The following is a 15,258-nucleotide window of genomic DNA, read 5'->3' on the forward strand; positions in this document are numbered from 1 at the left end:
GGCGACCGTGAAGAACAAAGCTCAGGTAGCGGCCAGTCCGCGGAGAACGATTTCGATGTGATGCGCGCGGGTTCGCGCATCGGGGATCAACTGGGCAATACGGATGAGCCCGAGAAGCTGGTAGGCGATATCGGTGGCGGTCACATCGGGAGCGAGGGTGTGGTCGGTGCGCGCGCGATGGACGGCCTCCCGCCCGATTTCGGTGAGGTGTGCCAGGCAGCGTTCCAGGTCGGCGTTCGACGGTGGCCCGGCGGTCAGTAGGTCCATCATGGCCTGGTTCTCGAGGAGCTGCGTGGTTGCGGCGGTGAAGAGGACCCGGAGGCCCGCCAGGGCGGACATCCCCTCCGGAAGGCCCGCGCCGGCGAGTTGGTCGAGGTCGGCCCCGGTAACGGCCTGCACCAGGCTCTCCCGGGTGGGGAAATGCCGATAGAGCGTGCCGACGCCGACGCCGGCCGCGGCGGCGATGGCGCGCATATCCGCCGATATGCCGGTGTCCCGCAAGGTAATGCGTGCTGCGGCCAGGATTCGCTCACGGTTGGCGACGCCATCGCGCCGCGGTTTCCGATCTGCTGCCACCGCCTCACTATAGCGAACCGGAACATCCGTTCCGCTCGAGGTATTCTGATCCGGAACTGATGTTCCGGAAAGGTTGAGGATATGCGAACGATCGTGATCACCGGCGGTACGGACGGTATGGGTGCCGCGCTCGCCCGGCACTACCTCACCGCGGGCGACCGTGTCGTCGTGATCGGCCGCGACCGGGCCAAGTTCGAAGCACTGCTAGCCGCAGTGGAGGCACGGCCGGTTCCGGACTCCGGCGCGGTGCACGCGAATTTCGTCGCGGCCGACCTGTCGACGGTCGCCGACAGCCGCCGGGTGGTCGAGCAGTTGCGGCGGGAGTACGAACGTATCGATGCGCTGGTGCTCGCCGCGTCGTTCATCCGGCAGCGCCGGCATCTGACATCCGAGAGGCACGAAGCATCGTGGGTGCTCTTCTTCGTATCGAAATACCTGCTCGTCACGGGACTTGCCGAACGCCTCCGCGCGGCCGGACACCCGATCGTGGTGAACACGGCGGTCCCCGGGGCCCGAGCCGATGCCATCGACTTCACCGACCCGGGCATGAGCCGGGGGTTCTCCTTCGCCCGCTCCAACGCGCAGCAGCGACGCGCCAACGAACTCCTGGGCCTGCTCGCCACTGCGGAAGATCCGAACCTCGCCTATGTCACCTGGGGGCCCAGCGGGCTGGTCAGAACAAGTTTCGCCGGTGAGGTAGGTCCGGGGATGAAGATCTCCGCAGCGGTATTGGGCACCGTCCTGGGCAAACGACCGGACGCCGCGGTACGCCCGATCATCGATCTGATCGATGACCCTGCACCGGGCCGGGCCGCCTACCGCGGCGCCAAGCCCACAGCGCTCGTCGAAGGCGAGCACGACCGCGAGGACATCGCACGACTCGCGCAGATGATCGAACGCGACTTCCGGTAACGGGCACGGCCGGCGCCGGGAGGGAACGCTCGGCGATTCGCAATCCTCGCTGCCCCTGCCGCTCTATAGAAAGGCTTGTGGCCGCGGAGAGGGTTCGTCGGTGCGCGGCCGATGTCGTACCGGGCGGCGGCGTGCTGCGGTATGAACGCGCCGGCGCCCGGTAACAGTTGCCCCATGGCCGGGTGGCGACGAGCCCCGCTGCCGACCGCGCTCAGTCCGATACCGCCACCGGGTCGCGATGATCGGCAGGCGCCGGACGCGAGCGCAGCAGGATCAGCCCCAGTAGCGCGGCCGCGAGACTGAAACCGGCGCTCACCCACGCACCCACCGAAACCGCCTCGGTGAACGCCACTTTCGCGACATCGCTGTAACCGAGTTCGAAAGCGGCGCCGATGGATTCCCGGGCCGCCGCCGGGGCGTCGGCCGGCATCTGTGCGGTGAACACACCGGCCAGCACACTGCCCAGGATCGCGATACTGAGGGCCATACCCACCTGTTGCAGTGTGTCGTTGAGGGCCGAGCCCACGCCCGCGTGCCGCAGCGGAATGGTGTTCATGATGGCGGTATAGGCGGCCGGACCGGCGAGGCCGCCACCGACACCCATGAACAGCATGCTGACCAGCACCCACAGATACCCGTCGCCGACCGCGAGAACGGTGAACGCCAGCGCCATCACGGTCAGACCGGCGACGATGAGGGTTTTGTTCGGGAGGTTCTTGCCCAGGGTGGCGCCGATACCGTTGAACACCGCCCCGGCGAGCGCATAGGGCAGTAGTGCCAGGCCGGCCTTCATGGGCCCGTAGCCGAGGACGAACTGCAGGTACTGGGTGAGCATCAGCATCACCGCCCCCATCCCGAATACCATCAGCAGCACCGTGGCGCAGGTGCCGGTGAAATCCCGGTTGGCGAACAGGCCCAGCGGCAGCATCGGATGTTCCTGCCGCCGCTCCCACAGTACGAACGCGACCGCCGACCCGGCGGCAAGCGCCAGGCCCGCGACATTCCACTCGCGTTCGATGATCAGGTAGACCGTGGATCCGAGAGCGACCACCGACAGCACCACACCCACCAGGTCGATGGGACGTTGCTCGCCGGTGGTTTCCGGCATGAGGACGAGGGCGGCCACGATGGCCAGGACCGCCACCGGAATATTCAGCAGGAACACCGATCCCCACCAGAAATGCTCCAGCAGCAGACCGCCCAGGACGGGCCCGGCAACGATGCCGAGGATCGACACACTGGACCATGCCGCCAGAGCCATCCGGCGTTCGGTCTCGTCGAAGGTGGTCATGAGGATGGACAGCGTCGAGGGCATGAGCAGCGCCCCGCCGAGGCCCATCACCGCGCGGGCGGCGACCAGCTGCCACGGTTCGGCCACCACGACCGCCGCCAGTGAACCCATCGCCAGCACGACCAGGCCGAGGATCAGCATCCGCCGGCGCCCGAACCGGTCCGAGAGGCTCCCGGCGGTGAGCAGCAGGCCGGCGAAGACCAGGACGTAGGAGTCGAGGATCCACTGGATATCGGCGGGGGTCGCGTCCAGCTCACGGATCAGTGAGGGGATCGCGATATTGAGCACGGTGCTGTCGATCATGAGCACCAGCAGGGATAGGCAGAGTGCCGCGAGGATCAGCCATCGACGCGGGTCTCGTACAGTGTTCGATTCCACTCGAACACTGTACGACGAGATCGAACGTTGTGCGAGCCAGGCTAGAATCTCCCCGTGGCCAAGAAGTTCGACTCCGTATGGACCCGCCCATCCCGGCAACCCCGGACCTCGGGCCTGACCAGGGACCAGATCGTGCGAGCCGCCGTCGCCCTGCTGGACGAGGAAGGCCTCGAGGCGTTGAGTATGCGCAAACTCGGCGCGCGCCTCGGCGCGGGCGCCACCAGCCTGTACTGGCACGTCGCGAACAAAGACGAACTGCTCGAGCTCGCACTCGACGAGTTCTGGGGTCTGGTCGACGACGGCGGCGGGCTGGACCGGCCGGGCGATCTGCGCGAATCACTCACCACCTACGCCTACAACCTGCGGGCGGTCCTGCTCGCCCACCCCTGGGCAGCCGCCCTCATCGGCCGGCTCCCGAGCTTCGGGCCCCGCGCGTTCCGGCTCGGGGACCAACTGCGCCGGATATTTCACGAGGCCGGCTTCCGCGAGTTGGACGTGTACCTCGCGGGCGGCACCGTGAACAGTTACGTTCTCGGTCAGGTTGTTCCGATGATCGCCATGCAGAAGGCCCACGCCGGCCCGGTCCGGGGGGCCGATGTGCTGGAAACAATGGACGAGCTGGCGGCGGACTATCCGGAAATGCGCGCCGATTACCACACCGTGATGCCCGAGGATTCGACGGTCGGCCAGGCAGTCGGCTTCGATTTCGGGCTCATCTGCGTGCTGGACGGGCTGGAAAACCGGCTGCGTGCACAGCCGAACGTCGATACGGTGTCCGGCGGAGCCGATACCACCGGACCGGCGTGAGACCGTTCCGGGCCGTCACCGCAGGAAGGAACCCGTGCGCCCCGACGACGATTTCGTAGCCCACGTCGCCGACCGCCTGGCAGACCTTCCCGGGGTCGTCGCCGTCTCGCTCGGCGGCTCCCGGGCCCAGGGCACCCATGGACCGGACAGCGACTGGGATTTCGCGCTCTACTACCGCGACAATTTCGACCCGGCCAGTTTACGAGCCGTCGGCTGGCCAGGCGAGGTCTCCGATATCGGAGCCTGGGGCGGGGTCTTCAACGGCGGCGCCTGGCTGACGATCGACGGCCGCGCCGTCGATGTGCACTACCGCGATCTCACGGTGATCGAACACGAACTCGCCGAGGCCGAACAGGGCCACTTCCGCTGGGAGCCGCTGGCGTTCCATCTGGCGGGCATTCCCAGCTATCTGGTGGTGGGCGAACTCGCCGTCTCCCGGGTGTTACGTGGTGAGCTGCCGAAACCCGCATTTCCGGACGCGATGAGGAAGGTGGCGCCGCCGATCTGGCGGCGACAGGCAGATCTCGGCCTGCGCTATGCCCGCGCCGCGTATGCGCCGCACGGCCGGGTCACCGAAACCGCCGGCGCGCTGGCGACCGCGGCGATGCAGACGGCACATGCGATCCTTGCGGCCCGCGGCGAATGGGTGACCAACGAGAAACGCCTACTGGAACGCGCCGGTCTGCGTGAAATGGACACGATCATCCCTCGGTTGAGCCCGGCTCCGGCGGTGCTGGCGGAGCAGATCGATACCGCCCGCCAGATACTGGAAAACGCCGACGTTCAGGAACCGGGCCCTCGACCCTGATTACCGCAGGCGCAGCGACTGCCGACCGTACGGAACACGGTGCGCCGCAGCTCGGGCAGTTCGCGACTCGCCCGCGACAGCGCCGCGACGGCCCCTGGTAACGGTGCGGTCTCTCCAAGATCGAACATCACAGCTTCGGTACCAATGGTCTCCCGGGTTGGGCACAGCGGCGTGTCGCCCCTAGGCTCGCGGAGGACCGAGACCCCGGAGAAGGATTGGGATGAAGAAGATCGTCGTGACCGCCGCTGCGGTCGTCCTGCCCCTCGTTTTCGCGGGCCCGGCCGTTTCCGAACCCACCCCGGTGGAACCCGGCCCACCCGCCGCAGTGCTCGCCGAACCCGCAGCCACCGGCCCGCTGGGCACCGCCTTCCCGATTCGTACGGGTGGCGATATGACGGTGACGGTCCATCCTTCCGAGGCCGAGGTTGCGCCCCGCGCTGCGGATGGTTCGGTACTCGTCTTCGATGTCAGCGCCGAACAGACCGCCGGTAAACCGTACTTTCTGCCGACCCTGGACCTGCGGCTGATCACCACGAACGGCGATATGGTCTATCCGCTCACCGGTGTCCCCGGGGAGTATCCCGGTGGTTTCGTGGAACCGGAGCAGCCGCGCAGCGGGCTGGTCGCGTTCGAGCTCACCGGCGAGCAGCAGCCGAAGGAAATCGTTTTCGCCACCAACGACGATTTCGTCCAGGGCGCCTGGACTCTCTGACGGTCTGTCACGACGCGGCATCGTCAAGATCGAGTACTACGCCTTCGGCAAGATCACGGTCACCGGGTTCGGTCACAGCCGGACAGGGCATACCCTCGCTGTAGGCCGACCTGCACGCGTTTGAGCGATTGTGCGTAAGCGTATGGCCTTGCGGTATCAGCGTTTCCAGGCGTCGCGGTGAGCCGGCCGGTTCGCCCGTAGGTCCGGAAACCAAGCGACCAGTGTCCGGTAGCGACCGAAACCGCCGAAGGATGCACCATGAGAAAGCTCATCGCCGCATTCGCAATCGCCCTTCCCGCCCTGTCCGGAGCCCCGGCCGTGGCCGCTCCCGACCCCGCCGAACCACCACCATCGCAGGTAGATGTCCGTGCCGAGCAGCCCACCGAAGCGGTGCCACTGGGCACACCCATCCAGGTCCAGAGCATGGGCCCGATGACGATCACCGTGCGAGCAACCGATCAGACCATGCCACCCCGGATGAACGACGCGAGCGTAGTCGTGTACGAGGTCGAGGTCGAAGCCCAGGGCGATATGGCGGCTATCGGCCCGTACGACATGAACCTGGCCACCACGGGCGGCGAGAACCTCGGCGCGCTCGCCGATATCCCGGGTGGATTGCAGTTCGGGCTGCTGGATCCCGGCGAAGTACGGCGCGGACTGGTGGCGTTCGAACTACCTCACGGCCAGGAACCCGTCGCGGTAGTCTTCGCAACGAGTAACGGCTACATCCAGGGCACCTGGGCTTCGTAAGTCCGGGTCCTCACTCCCCGCTCGCCAGGAGGACGCGTCCGGTGCGCGGACGGTCAGGTGGAGTCCGGTCCTGCCGCGGATCCAGCGCACCGGATCCGTTGCACGGCATTCAGAAAAACCATGACCGAACCGGCGCCGGCGATATCGGGCCCGCTTGCCGCAGACTGCGGTAGTCGGCATTCGAAGGGCCGACGGCCACTGCAGTTCACCCTCGGCCTCCAGGTAGATCTGACACAACCGGTCCGAGGTTTCGGTATCCGGCTCGCGGGATGCTTTGGCGATCCCGCGAGCTTCCAGAACGGAGTTGCTACTCCAGTTCCCCCTCCGCTTCGAGATAGACCTGGCGCAGCCGGTCGAGAGTTTCCTGTTCCGGTTCGGCCCACATCTTCCGTTCGGCGGCCTCGAGCAGGCGTTCGGCGATACCGTGCAGCGCCCACGGATTGGACTGCTCCATGAACTTGCGGTTCGTCTCGTCGAAAACATAGCTTTCGGCGAGCTTCTCGTACATCCAGTCGGCAACCACATCGGTCGTGGCGTCGTAGCCGAACAGGTAGTCCACCGTGGCCGCCATCTCGAATGCGCCCTTGTAACCGTGGCGGCGCATGGCCTCGAGCCAGCGGGGGTTCACCACACGGGCGCGGAACACCCGGGTCGTCTCCTCCGACAGGGTGCGGGTGCGTACCGAATCCGGGCGGGTGCTGTCACCGATATAGGCCTCCGGGTTCTTCCCCGTCAGCGCCCGCACCGTGGCGACCATTCCGCCGTGGTACTGGAAATAGTCGTCGGAATCGGCGATATCGTGTTCGCGGGTATCGGTGTTCTTCGCGGCCACCGTGATCCGGCGGTACGTGGTGCGCATATCGTCGGCCGCGGGGGCGCCGTCGAGGTCGCGGCCGTAGGCGTAACCACCCCAGGTGGTGTAGACCTGTGCGAGATCGTCGTCGGTACGCCAGCTCTTGGAATCGATGAGCTGCAGCAGGCCCGCGCCGTAGGTGCCCGGTTTCGAACCGAAGATGCGGGTGGTGGCACGGCGTTCGTCACCGTGCTCGGCCAGATCCAACAGCGTGTGGGCGCGAATGTAGTTGGATTCCGCGGGTTCGTCGAGTGCGGCGACCAGGCGCACGGCATCATCCAGCAGAGCCAGTACGTGCGGGAAGGCATCGCGGAAGAAACCGCTGATCCGGACGGTGACGTCGATCCGCGGCCGCCCCAGTTCCGCGAGGTCGACGACCTCGAGCGAGGTGACACGGCGGCTCGCCTCGTCCCAGACCGGGCGCACTCCGAGCAGTGCCAGTACCTCGGCGATATCGTCGCCGGAAGTACGCATCGCGGAAGTGCCCCACACCGAAAGGCCCACCGAACGCGGGTATTCGCCGTGATCCGCCAGGTAGCGTTCCAGCAGCGAATCCGCCATGGCCCGGCCGGTTTCCCAGGCCAGTCGCGAGGGCACCGCCTTCGGGTCCACCGAATAGAAGTTGCGGCCGGTGGGCAGGACATTGATCAGGCCGCGTAGTGGCGACCCGCTGGGCCCGGCAGGAATGAATCCACCGTTGAGCGCGTGCAGGACACGGTCGATCTCGACCTCGGTTCCGCGCAGCCGCGGAACGACTTCCGTCGCGGCGAACCGCAGCACGGCCGCCACGGCGTCCCGATCACCACCGGCGTCACCGAAAAGGTTGCCGGAGAACCGTTCGACCAGTTCCTCCACGGCCCCGGGTGACCATTCCGCAGCCTGCAGCGCCACCAGCAGTTCGCGGGCCCGCGATTCCACGGCGTCGACCCGTTCCCGGGCTTCGTCGCCGGATTCGCTGAGTCCCAGCGCTTCCCGCAGACCCGGCACCGACATCTCGCCACCCCACAGCTGCCGGGCGCGCAACATGGCGAGTACCAGATCGACCTCGCTCGCCCCGGCCGGCGCGCGGCCCAGGATATGCAGGCCGTCCCGGATCTGCACATCCTTGATCTCGCACAACCAGCCGTCGACGTGCAGCAGCATATCGTCGAAGACCTCTTCGTCCGGGCGTTCGGCCAGCCCCAGATCGTGGTCCATTTTCGCGGCCCGCATCAAGGTCCAGATCTGCTGCCGGATCGCGGGCAGTTTCGCCGGGTCGAGCGCGGAGATATTGGCATGCTCGTCGAGCAGTTGTTCGAGCCGCGAGATATCGCCGTAGCTCTCCGCCCGCGCCATCGGCGGAATCAGGTGATCCACCAGGGTGGCGTGCGCGCGCCGCTTGGCCTGCGTACCCTCCCCCGGATCGTTCACCAGGAACGGGTAGATCAGCGGCAGATCACCGAGCGCCGCGTCGGTGCCGCACGCGGCCGACATCCCCAGCGTTTTACCCGGCAGCCATTCCAGATTGCCGTGCTTACCGATATGCACCATCGCGTCGGCACCGAAACCGCCCGATTCGATGTCGGTGGACAGCCAGCGGTAGGCGGCGAGGTAGTGGTGACTGGGCGGGAGGTCGGGGTCGTGGTAGATGGCCACCGGGTTCTCGCCGAACCCGCGCGGCGGCTGCACCATCAGCACGATATTGCCGAAACGCAGGGCGGCGATGACGATTTCGCCGCGCAGATCGGCGGAGGTGTCCACATAGAGTTCGCCCGGCGGCGGACCCCACGCCTCGACCACGGCCTCGCGCAGTTCGGCGGGCAAGGTGTCGAACCACGCGGTGTACACCTGGGCGCCGATCCGGATGGGATTGCCCTCCAGCTGTTCGGCGGTGAGCCAGTCGGGATCCTGGCCACCGGCGGCGATGAGGGCGTGCATGAGCGCATCGCCGTCACCTTGCTCCAGGCCGGGCACCTCGCCGGCCGCGCCGAGGTCGTAGCCGGCCGCGCGGAGCTCATCGAGCAGGGCGATTGCGCTGGCCGGAGTGTCCAGGCCGACGGCGTTCCCGATCCGGGCGTGTTTGGTCGGGTAGGCGGACAGCATGAGCGCCAGCCGTTTCCGTTCGGCCGGTATATACCGCAGCCGGGCGTGCCGGACCGCGATCCCCGCGACCCGGGCAGCGCGTTCGGGGTCGGGTACGTAGGCGGACAGTCCGTCGGCGTCGAACTCTTTGAAGGAGAACGGCACGGTGATGATGCGCCCGTCGAATTCCGGTACCGCGACCTGAGTCGCGACATCGAGCGGGGACAGACCGTCGTCGTTGGCTTCCCACTGGGCGCGGCCGCCGGTCAGGCACAGCCCCTGCAGGATCGGCACATCCAGTTCGGCGAGCGCGCCGATATCCCAGGCTTCGTCGTCGCCCCCCGCGGAGGCCGTGGCGGGTTTGGTCCCGCCTGCCGCCAGCACGGTGACCACCAGCGCGTCGGCCTGCCGGAGGGTGGTAAGCAGTTCCGGCTCGGCGGTTCGCAGCGAGGCGCAGTAGATCGGCAGCGGTACCGCGCCGGCGTCCTCGATCGCGGTGCACAGGGCGTCGATATAGCCGGTGTTCCCCGCCAGATGCTGGGCCCGGTAGTAGACGACGCCGACCGTGGGTTTCCCGGCCACCGGCTCGGGATATCGCGCGTCGCGTTCGAGGCGGCCCCAGCTGGGCAGCTGGACCGGCGGTTCGAATCCGTGCCCGGTGAGCAGGACCGTATCGGAGAGGAAGTTGTGCAACTGCCGTAGATTCTGCGGGCCGCCGGCTGCCAGATAGTTGTGGGCGTCGGAGGCCACACCTACCGGGACGGTGGAGCATTCCATGAGTTCGGCGTCGGGTGCCATCTCCCCGCCGACGGCCACCACGGGAAGTCCGCTGTCGCGCACCGCGGCCAGTCCGTCCTCCCAGGCTCGTTTACCGCCGAGGATGCGCACGATCACCAGTTCCACGCCGTCGAGCAGGCCGGGCAGATCGTCCACCAGCAGGCGGGCCGGATTTCCCCACCGGTAATCGGCGCCGCTCGCACGTGCGCTGAGCAGATCGGTATCGGAGGTGGACAGCAGCAGAATCACAAGGGTGACCTTCCTGGGGTGACGCGCCCGTCGGGGTTCGGTGTGCTCGCCGGAGAGGGTCTGGCTGTGTCAGTGGCGCGACCGCACCGGAGTTCCACCGGTTTCCTCGTCACCCGTCGAGCGCTCGCATGGTATCGCGACGGCCGGCCGGGTCCGTCGGCACACCGGACGGGCGAGCTCGCGGGTGAGCCGGGTACCGCCGGCGGGCGCCGGTATCCGCTAGCCCAGACAGCAGGGCGGCATCATTGCCCAATATTTGCTGACCAAGGCATGAATGAATTTAGAGGAATTCGTTGCGGGAAAATTGGACGCTTGCTATGTTGCCTGGGTCACCAACGGCCGCACCGGCCGTGACCGCCCCTCACGGCGTGCAGGCCACACCGGAGAGGGCGCTTCAACCCTCCGAAGGAGATATTCACCATGGGTTCGTTGAGCGATATGCTCGTGGCAGTGCTTCCGGCTCTCGGATCTGCCGTAGCGGGCGACGGCCTCTTCGAGGTTTTCCTGGGTTCCCTCCAGGCCATCATCGCATGATTCGGGACTGAGCAAACCATTCATTCATCGGAATTCCGGCCGGAATTCCGATTTCCAGTGATACAAGGAGAAACACATGGGATCCCTCGCGGAAATTTTGGGCATGGGTACCGCCAGCGCCGGCGGACTCGGCACCAACCTGGTGAATGCCTTGGTCACCCTCAGCGGTGGCACGCCCGCTCCCGGCAAGTAGATCCGGGACCAGACGAGGGGTCCATCCGATACGACGGATGGACCCCTCCGCCATGAGCCATGGCGTACCCCTGCAACCCGTGCCGTCGGGCACGTTCCGCGGTCGGGACCACGCCGGACGATACCCCTGAGGCGCAAATGAAATCACTCCTGCGGGGCCCTCGGCGGGCACTTGTTCTGCTCGCGTCGGCGGCCCTTCTGACATTCGGCACCGCGGCGACTACGTCCGCCGATCCCGACGCATCCATCGTTTCCCGGACACCCGGCACCGGACGTTCGCTCGAGATCACGGTGTACTCCCCCTCCATGCAGCGCGATATCGCCCTGCAGGTGCTGCGCCCGGCCGACACCGGGACGCCCGCGCCCACGCTTTACCTGCTGAACGGCGCAGGCGGCGGTGAGGATGCCGCGAGCTGGTCGGCGCAAACCGACGTGGCCGGTTTCTTCGCGGACAAACACGTGAATATCGTGATCCCACTGGAAGGCGCCTTCAGTTACTACACCGACTGGCAGCAGCCCGATGCCGGGCTGGCGGAAAACCTCGGGAACAACGGTCGCAATATGTGGGCGACCTTCCTCACCGAGGAGCTACCACCGGTGGTCGACGCCGCCTTCGCCACCACGGGCGCCAATGCCATAGCCGGTATCTCCATGGCCGCGACCTCGGTTCTCGACCTCACCATCCGCGCGCCCGAACTGTATCGCGCTGCGGCAGCTTACAGCGGTTGCGCGATGACCAGCGATCCACTGGGACAGGCCTTCGTCACGCTGGTCGTCGGCCTCGGCGGCGCCGACTCCGAGAACATGTGGGGCCCGATCGGTGGTCCGGGCTGGCAGGAACACGATCCCTACCTGCAGGCGCACCGGCTCCCTGATATCCCGATGTACATCTCCAGCGGCAGCGGACTACCCGGCCGCCATGACACGGCGACGAGCCCCCGCCTACACGGAGACCAGAAGATGCTGTGGAACCAGCTACTGGTCGGCGGCGGGATCGAGGCCGCGGCCGATTACTGCACCCGCGCACTTCAGCAGCGCACCCACGAGCTCGGCCGCACCGATATCGTCTTCGATCTGCGCCCCTCCGGTACCCATTCCTGGGGGTACTGGGAGGACGATCTGCATCGTTCCTGGCCACTGCTGGCCGCAGCGCTGGGTGCCTGATTCCGGATCCGCGGGGCGGCATCCGGAACCGGCATCCCACCTCAGCCGAGGGCGTCGGCCAGATCGCGGAACGACTGCATCAGCAGTTCCCGGTAACGTTCGGCATCGGGCATCATCGCCGAATCCACCTGGAAGGTGAGCACCAGTTCGTCGCCCTGCGAGGAAACGAGATGCCGCAGGCCGTCCCCGTCCAGAACCGGTAGCACGCCGAACGCGCGGAGCAGCGGTGCACCACGGAAGGCCAAACCCTCGCCGGTCGGCGGAACATTGCTGATCGTGGTGTTGCTCAGCGGAATCGAATCGACGTCGGCGAACGATCGCTGGGCCCGGGCCCAGCCGGCCAGCCGCAGCAACCAGGCCGGCGAGGTCTCCACCCGAGCGGCATACCGCAGAACCGCCGGATCGATGTTGCGGCGGCGTTCCCGGCGCACCGATTCCCGGATCGCCGCCAGCCGGGCCGGCGGATCGGTGACACCGGTGTGCAGATCGACGGCCATCTGACTGAGTCGGTTCGCCGAATCCCACTCCGCGATACCGCGCAACGATATCGGCACCATGGCGGCCAGCGAATCAGGCGGAGTTTCCTGCTTCTCACCCAGGTAGGCAGCCAGCGCCCCGGATACAACGGTCAGCATTACATCGTTGACTGTCGTACGTTCGGGACAGCGGGCGCACACAGCTTTGACCTCCGATAACGCCAGCGTCACCTGATCGACCGTACGGCCGGGACCGGCCGGGCGATTGAACCGAGTGGCGGGCCGGATGGGCAGCGGTTCGCCCAGCAGCCCGGCCGCGGCCCGGGCACGTACTTCCGTCCCGGCCGCGGCGGAGCGACGCAGGCCGGTCACGAAACACGCCAGGCGGTAGGGAAACAGTAGTGCGGCACGGATACCCACGATCGCCGGCCGCCAGGGGGCACCACCCGGCACGGCCGGGGCCGTACGCCCGCTGAACAGTTGCGCTTCCAGCTCCCGGGTCGCCACACCGTCACCGGCGCTGTGGTGGAACTTCAGTGCGAGTATCGTCGTCGGCCCGGGGGCGCCCGGCACCCCGTGGACTCGATCGAAGAAATGGAACATCCACGGTGGACGTCCGAGATCGACTCGTGCCACTGTTATCTCACCCAGCCGGCGCCGCACCGTATCCCAGTCCGCACCGGCCGGTTCGACAAGCACATGGCCGGCGATATCGAAGGCCGGATCGGGAACCCAGTAGGGCAGGTCCAGGTTGAATGGCACCCGCCGCAACCTGCGCCGGAACAGCGGCGCGAGCCCCACCCGCTCCTGCGCCCAGCACACTGCCGCGGCGGTATCGAGCGGTTCCGCGCCGCGGCAATCGAATACGTAGACAGCAACGATGGTCGAGGGATGCCGGTCGGTTTCGTCGTAGTAGAACACGGCATCCCGCGGGGCCAACTGTTCCGTCACCGCTGAGGTTTTCGCCGTGGCCGCGTCGACCGCGCTGTCAATTCCTGCGCTCATACCTGTTCCTACGGACCGATTTCGTGGTGAAAAGAATGCCCGCGGAAAGCAGGCAGACCGATCGACATTATCGCGATCCCGACCCGACGTGAGGCGGAACAGGTATGTTCTGGAGCAGTAAAATTTCAGAACAGGGAAAACGGTGGGCAACAGTCCGCCACAGACCGGACCGGAATTCTCAGGGGAATTCCCTTTCCGACCCCCACCTTCAGGACAGAACAGCACCGGATCGACCTTTCCGTCGAGCCCGCCGCCGCGGGTCCACACGGTTTCGGCCGGCTCCCTGGAAGAGGGCGGCACCCACGCTCCGCAACCTCACCGGCAGCCGAGCCACCGGCGCCCCGGAGTGTCCGGGACACCGCGCGAGATAGCGACAGATTCTTTGCTGAGGATTAGCTGTAACCCCGTACCGCGAGCATCGCAGTTCCACCGGAGCCGAACCGACCGGCACATCGTTCCGGAGAATGCAGCCCGGCAGTGACGGCGACCGCCGGGCACCCGATTCCGACCTCGTATCCTGGTCGGGTTATGTCACGCACCACCGCCGATTCCTGCCCCGGCGTCCTCCGGCTGCACGAGGCCGCCGACGGACCGCTGGCGCGGATCCGCGTACCCGGCGGACGACTGCCCCCCGCACAGGTCCAGGCACTCGCGCAGGCCGCGCACCGGCTGGGCGACGGAAATATCGAACTGACCTCCCGCGGCAACGTCCAGCTCCGGCGGGTACATAACGCCGGCGCACTCGCCGACCTCCTGGGCGACGCCGGACTTCTGCCGAGCCGGACCCATGAGCGGGTCCGCAATATCGTCGCCTCCCCACTGTCCGGGCGTATCGGCCCGCACCCCGATATCCGGCCGCTGGTAACCGCACTCGATACCGGCCTGCTCGACTCCCCGCAGCTGGCCGGCCTCCCCGGCCGAGTGCTGTTCACGCTGGACGACGGCCGCGGCGATGTGAGCGCCCTGCACCCCGATATCGGGATACACGCCCTCGGCGACGACCGTTTCGCCCTGGTGCTGGCCGGCCGGGACAGCGGAGTACGGGTATCGACCACCGAGGCGGTCGATACCCTCCTGGCCGCCGCGCACGGCTTCCTGGAAATCGGGACCGGCCAGTGGCGACTCCAGGAGATCGACGGCGGCACCGAACGCCTCACCGCCCGGCTGGGCCGCTCCCCCGGCACCGAACGTCTGGAATTCGCCGAGCAGGCCGGCCCTCCGATCGGCTGGCTCCCGCAGAACGATGGGCTCGTCGCACTCGGCGCCGGTGTGCGCTTGGGCTCCCTATCCGCCCGCACCGCCGAATTCCTGGCCGCGATCGAACGCCCGATCCTGCTCACCCCGTGGCGCAGCCTGGTGATCACCGATCTCGACGAGGGACCGGCCGAGCAGGTGGTCCGAGTACTGGCGCCGATGGGGCTGCTCTTCGACGCCGGCTCACCGTGGCTGCGGATCACCGCCTGCGCGGGCCGGCCGGGTTGCGCGAAATCGCATACCGATATCCGCGCCGACGCCGCGGCCGCTGTCGAAGCCGGCCGCACCACCGCAGCAGCTACTGCCGAAGCCGATGCGGTCCCCGCGGCGTCAATCGTGACGGCCGGCCGGCAACACTGGTCCGGTTGTGACCGGCACTGCGGGCGACCGGCCGGGCCGATCACCGAGGTCACGGCTACACCGGACGGTTACCAGGTCGTCTCTCCCATCGACTGAAAC

At 67.3% G+C, this 15,258-nt stretch carries 11 protein-coding genes; 7 read left to right on the plus strand and 4 right to left on the minus strand.

Going from position 1 to position 15,258, the window contains the following annotated elements:
• Positions 1-21: 21 nt before the first annotated feature.
• A complete protein-coding gene (locus ON22_RS34640) occupies positions 22-576 on the minus strand; it encodes a TetR/AcrR family transcriptional regulator (RefSeq protein ID WP_086007726.1) in 555 nt (184 codons plus the stop codon).
• A gap of 81 nt (positions 577-657) precedes the next feature.
• On the opposite strand from ON22_RS34640, the gene ON22_RS34645 reads away from it, so the two are divergent.
• Positions 658-1,488, plus strand: coding sequence for an SDR family NAD(P)-dependent oxidoreductase (locus ON22_RS34645; protein WP_081595559.1), 831 nt, complete (start codon positions 658-660; stop codon positions 1,486-1,488).
• Positions 1,489-1,699: 211 nt separating this feature from the next.
• Here the strand turns inward: ON22_RS34645 and ON22_RS13895 are convergent, their stop codons facing one another.
• A complete protein-coding gene (locus tag ON22_RS13895) occupies positions 1,700-3,157 on the minus strand; it encodes an MFS transporter (RefSeq protein WP_033241786.1) in 1,458 nt (485 codons plus the stop codon).
• Between the two features lie 54 nt (positions 3,158-3,211).
• Here ON22_RS13895 and ON22_RS13900 point away from each other — a divergent pair, with 54 nt between their 5' ends.
• The 4 genes from ON22_RS13900 (at position 3,212) to ON22_RS13915 (ending at position 6,234) form a co-directional block, all read left to right on the plus strand.
• Complete coding sequence (locus ON22_RS13900) at positions 3,212-3,964, plus strand: TetR/AcrR family transcriptional regulator (protein WP_033241785.1); 753 nt, start codon at positions 3,212-3,214, stop codon at positions 3,962-3,964.
• Between the two features lie 34 nt (positions 3,965-3,998).
• On the plus strand, positions 3,999-4,772 hold the full coding sequence (locus ON22_RS13905; protein WP_033241784.1) for a nucleotidyltransferase domain-containing protein: 774 nt from the start codon (positions 3,999-4,001) through the stop codon (positions 4,770-4,772).
• A gap of 220 nt (positions 4,773-4,992) precedes the next feature.
• The gene (locus ON22_RS13910; protein ID WP_033241783.1) at positions 4,993-5,484 is read left to right on the plus strand and encodes a hypothetical protein; all 492 of its coding nucleotides are present in this window, start codon (positions 4,993-4,995) and stop codon (positions 5,482-5,484) included.
• Positions 5,485-5,742: 258 nt separating this feature from the next.
• Complete coding sequence (locus ON22_RS13915; RefSeq protein WP_033241782.1) at positions 5,743-6,234, plus strand: hypothetical protein; 492 nt, start codon at positions 5,743-5,745, stop codon at positions 6,232-6,234.
• A gap of 307 nt (positions 6,235-6,541) precedes the next feature.
• Here the strand turns inward: ON22_RS13915 and cobN are convergent, their stop codons facing one another.
• Positions 6,542-10,174, minus strand: coding sequence for a cobaltochelatase subunit CobN (gene cobN, locus ON22_RS13920; RefSeq protein ID WP_033241781.1), 3,633 nt, complete (start codon positions 10,172-10,174; stop codon positions 6,542-6,544).
• 864 nt (positions 10,175-11,038) lie between these two features.
• Here cobN and ON22_RS13925 point away from each other — a divergent pair.
• Positions 11,039-12,064, plus strand: a complete 1,026-nt coding sequence (locus ON22_RS13925) for an alpha/beta hydrolase (RefSeq protein WP_033241780.1) — start codon at positions 11,039-11,041, stop codon at positions 12,062-12,064.
• A 41-nt stretch (positions 12,065-12,105) separates the two neighbouring features.
• On the opposite strand, the gene ON22_RS13930 is transcribed toward ON22_RS13925, so the two are convergent.
• Entirely contained in the window at positions 12,106-13,545 is a 1,440-nt protein-coding gene (locus ON22_RS13930) for a wax ester/triacylglycerol synthase family O-acyltransferase (RefSeq protein ID WP_051157603.1), read from the minus strand.
• Between the two features lie 528 nt (positions 13,546-14,073).
• Here ON22_RS13930 and cobG point away from each other — a divergent pair.
• Positions 14,074-15,255 (plus strand): precorrin-3B synthase, encoded by a 1,182-nt coding sequence (gene cobG, locus ON22_RS13935; protein WP_033241779.1) that lies wholly within the window; start codon positions 14,074-14,076, stop codon positions 15,253-15,255.
• The last annotated feature ends 3 nt before the right edge of the window (positions 15,256-15,258 follow it).

The sequence above is a fragment of the Nocardia carnea NBRC 14403 genome (assembly GCF_000308515.1).
GTDB classification, from domain to species: Bacteria; Actinomycetota; Actinomycetes; order Mycobacteriales; family Mycobacteriaceae; genus Nocardia; species Nocardia carnea.

Excerpts from the sequence above, each read along its gene's own strand:
- ON22_RS34645 (WP_081595559.1), top strand. The coding sequence starts at position 658 with ATGCGAACGATCGTGATCACCGGCGGTACGGACGGTATGGGTGCCGCG.
- ON22_RS13910 (WP_033241783.1), top strand. The coding sequence starts at position 4,993 with ATGAAGAAGATCGTCGTGACCGCCGCTGCGGTCGTCCTGCCCCTCGTT.
- ON22_RS13915 (WP_033241782.1), top strand. The coding sequence starts at position 5,743 with ATGAGAAAGCTCATCGCCGCATTCGCAATCGCCCTTCCCGCCCTGTCC.
- ON22_RS13925 (WP_033241780.1), top strand. The coding sequence starts at position 11,039 with ATGAAATCACTCCTGCGGGGCCCTCGGCGGGCACTTGTTCTGCTCGCG.
- ON22_RS13930 (WP_051157603.1), bottom strand. The coding sequence starts at position 13,545 with ATGAGCGCAGGAATTGACAGCGCGGTCGACGCGGCCACGGCGAAAACC.
- cobG (WP_033241779.1), top strand. The coding sequence starts at position 14,074 with ATGTCACGCACCACCGCCGATTCCTGCCCCGGCGTCCTCCGGCTGCAC.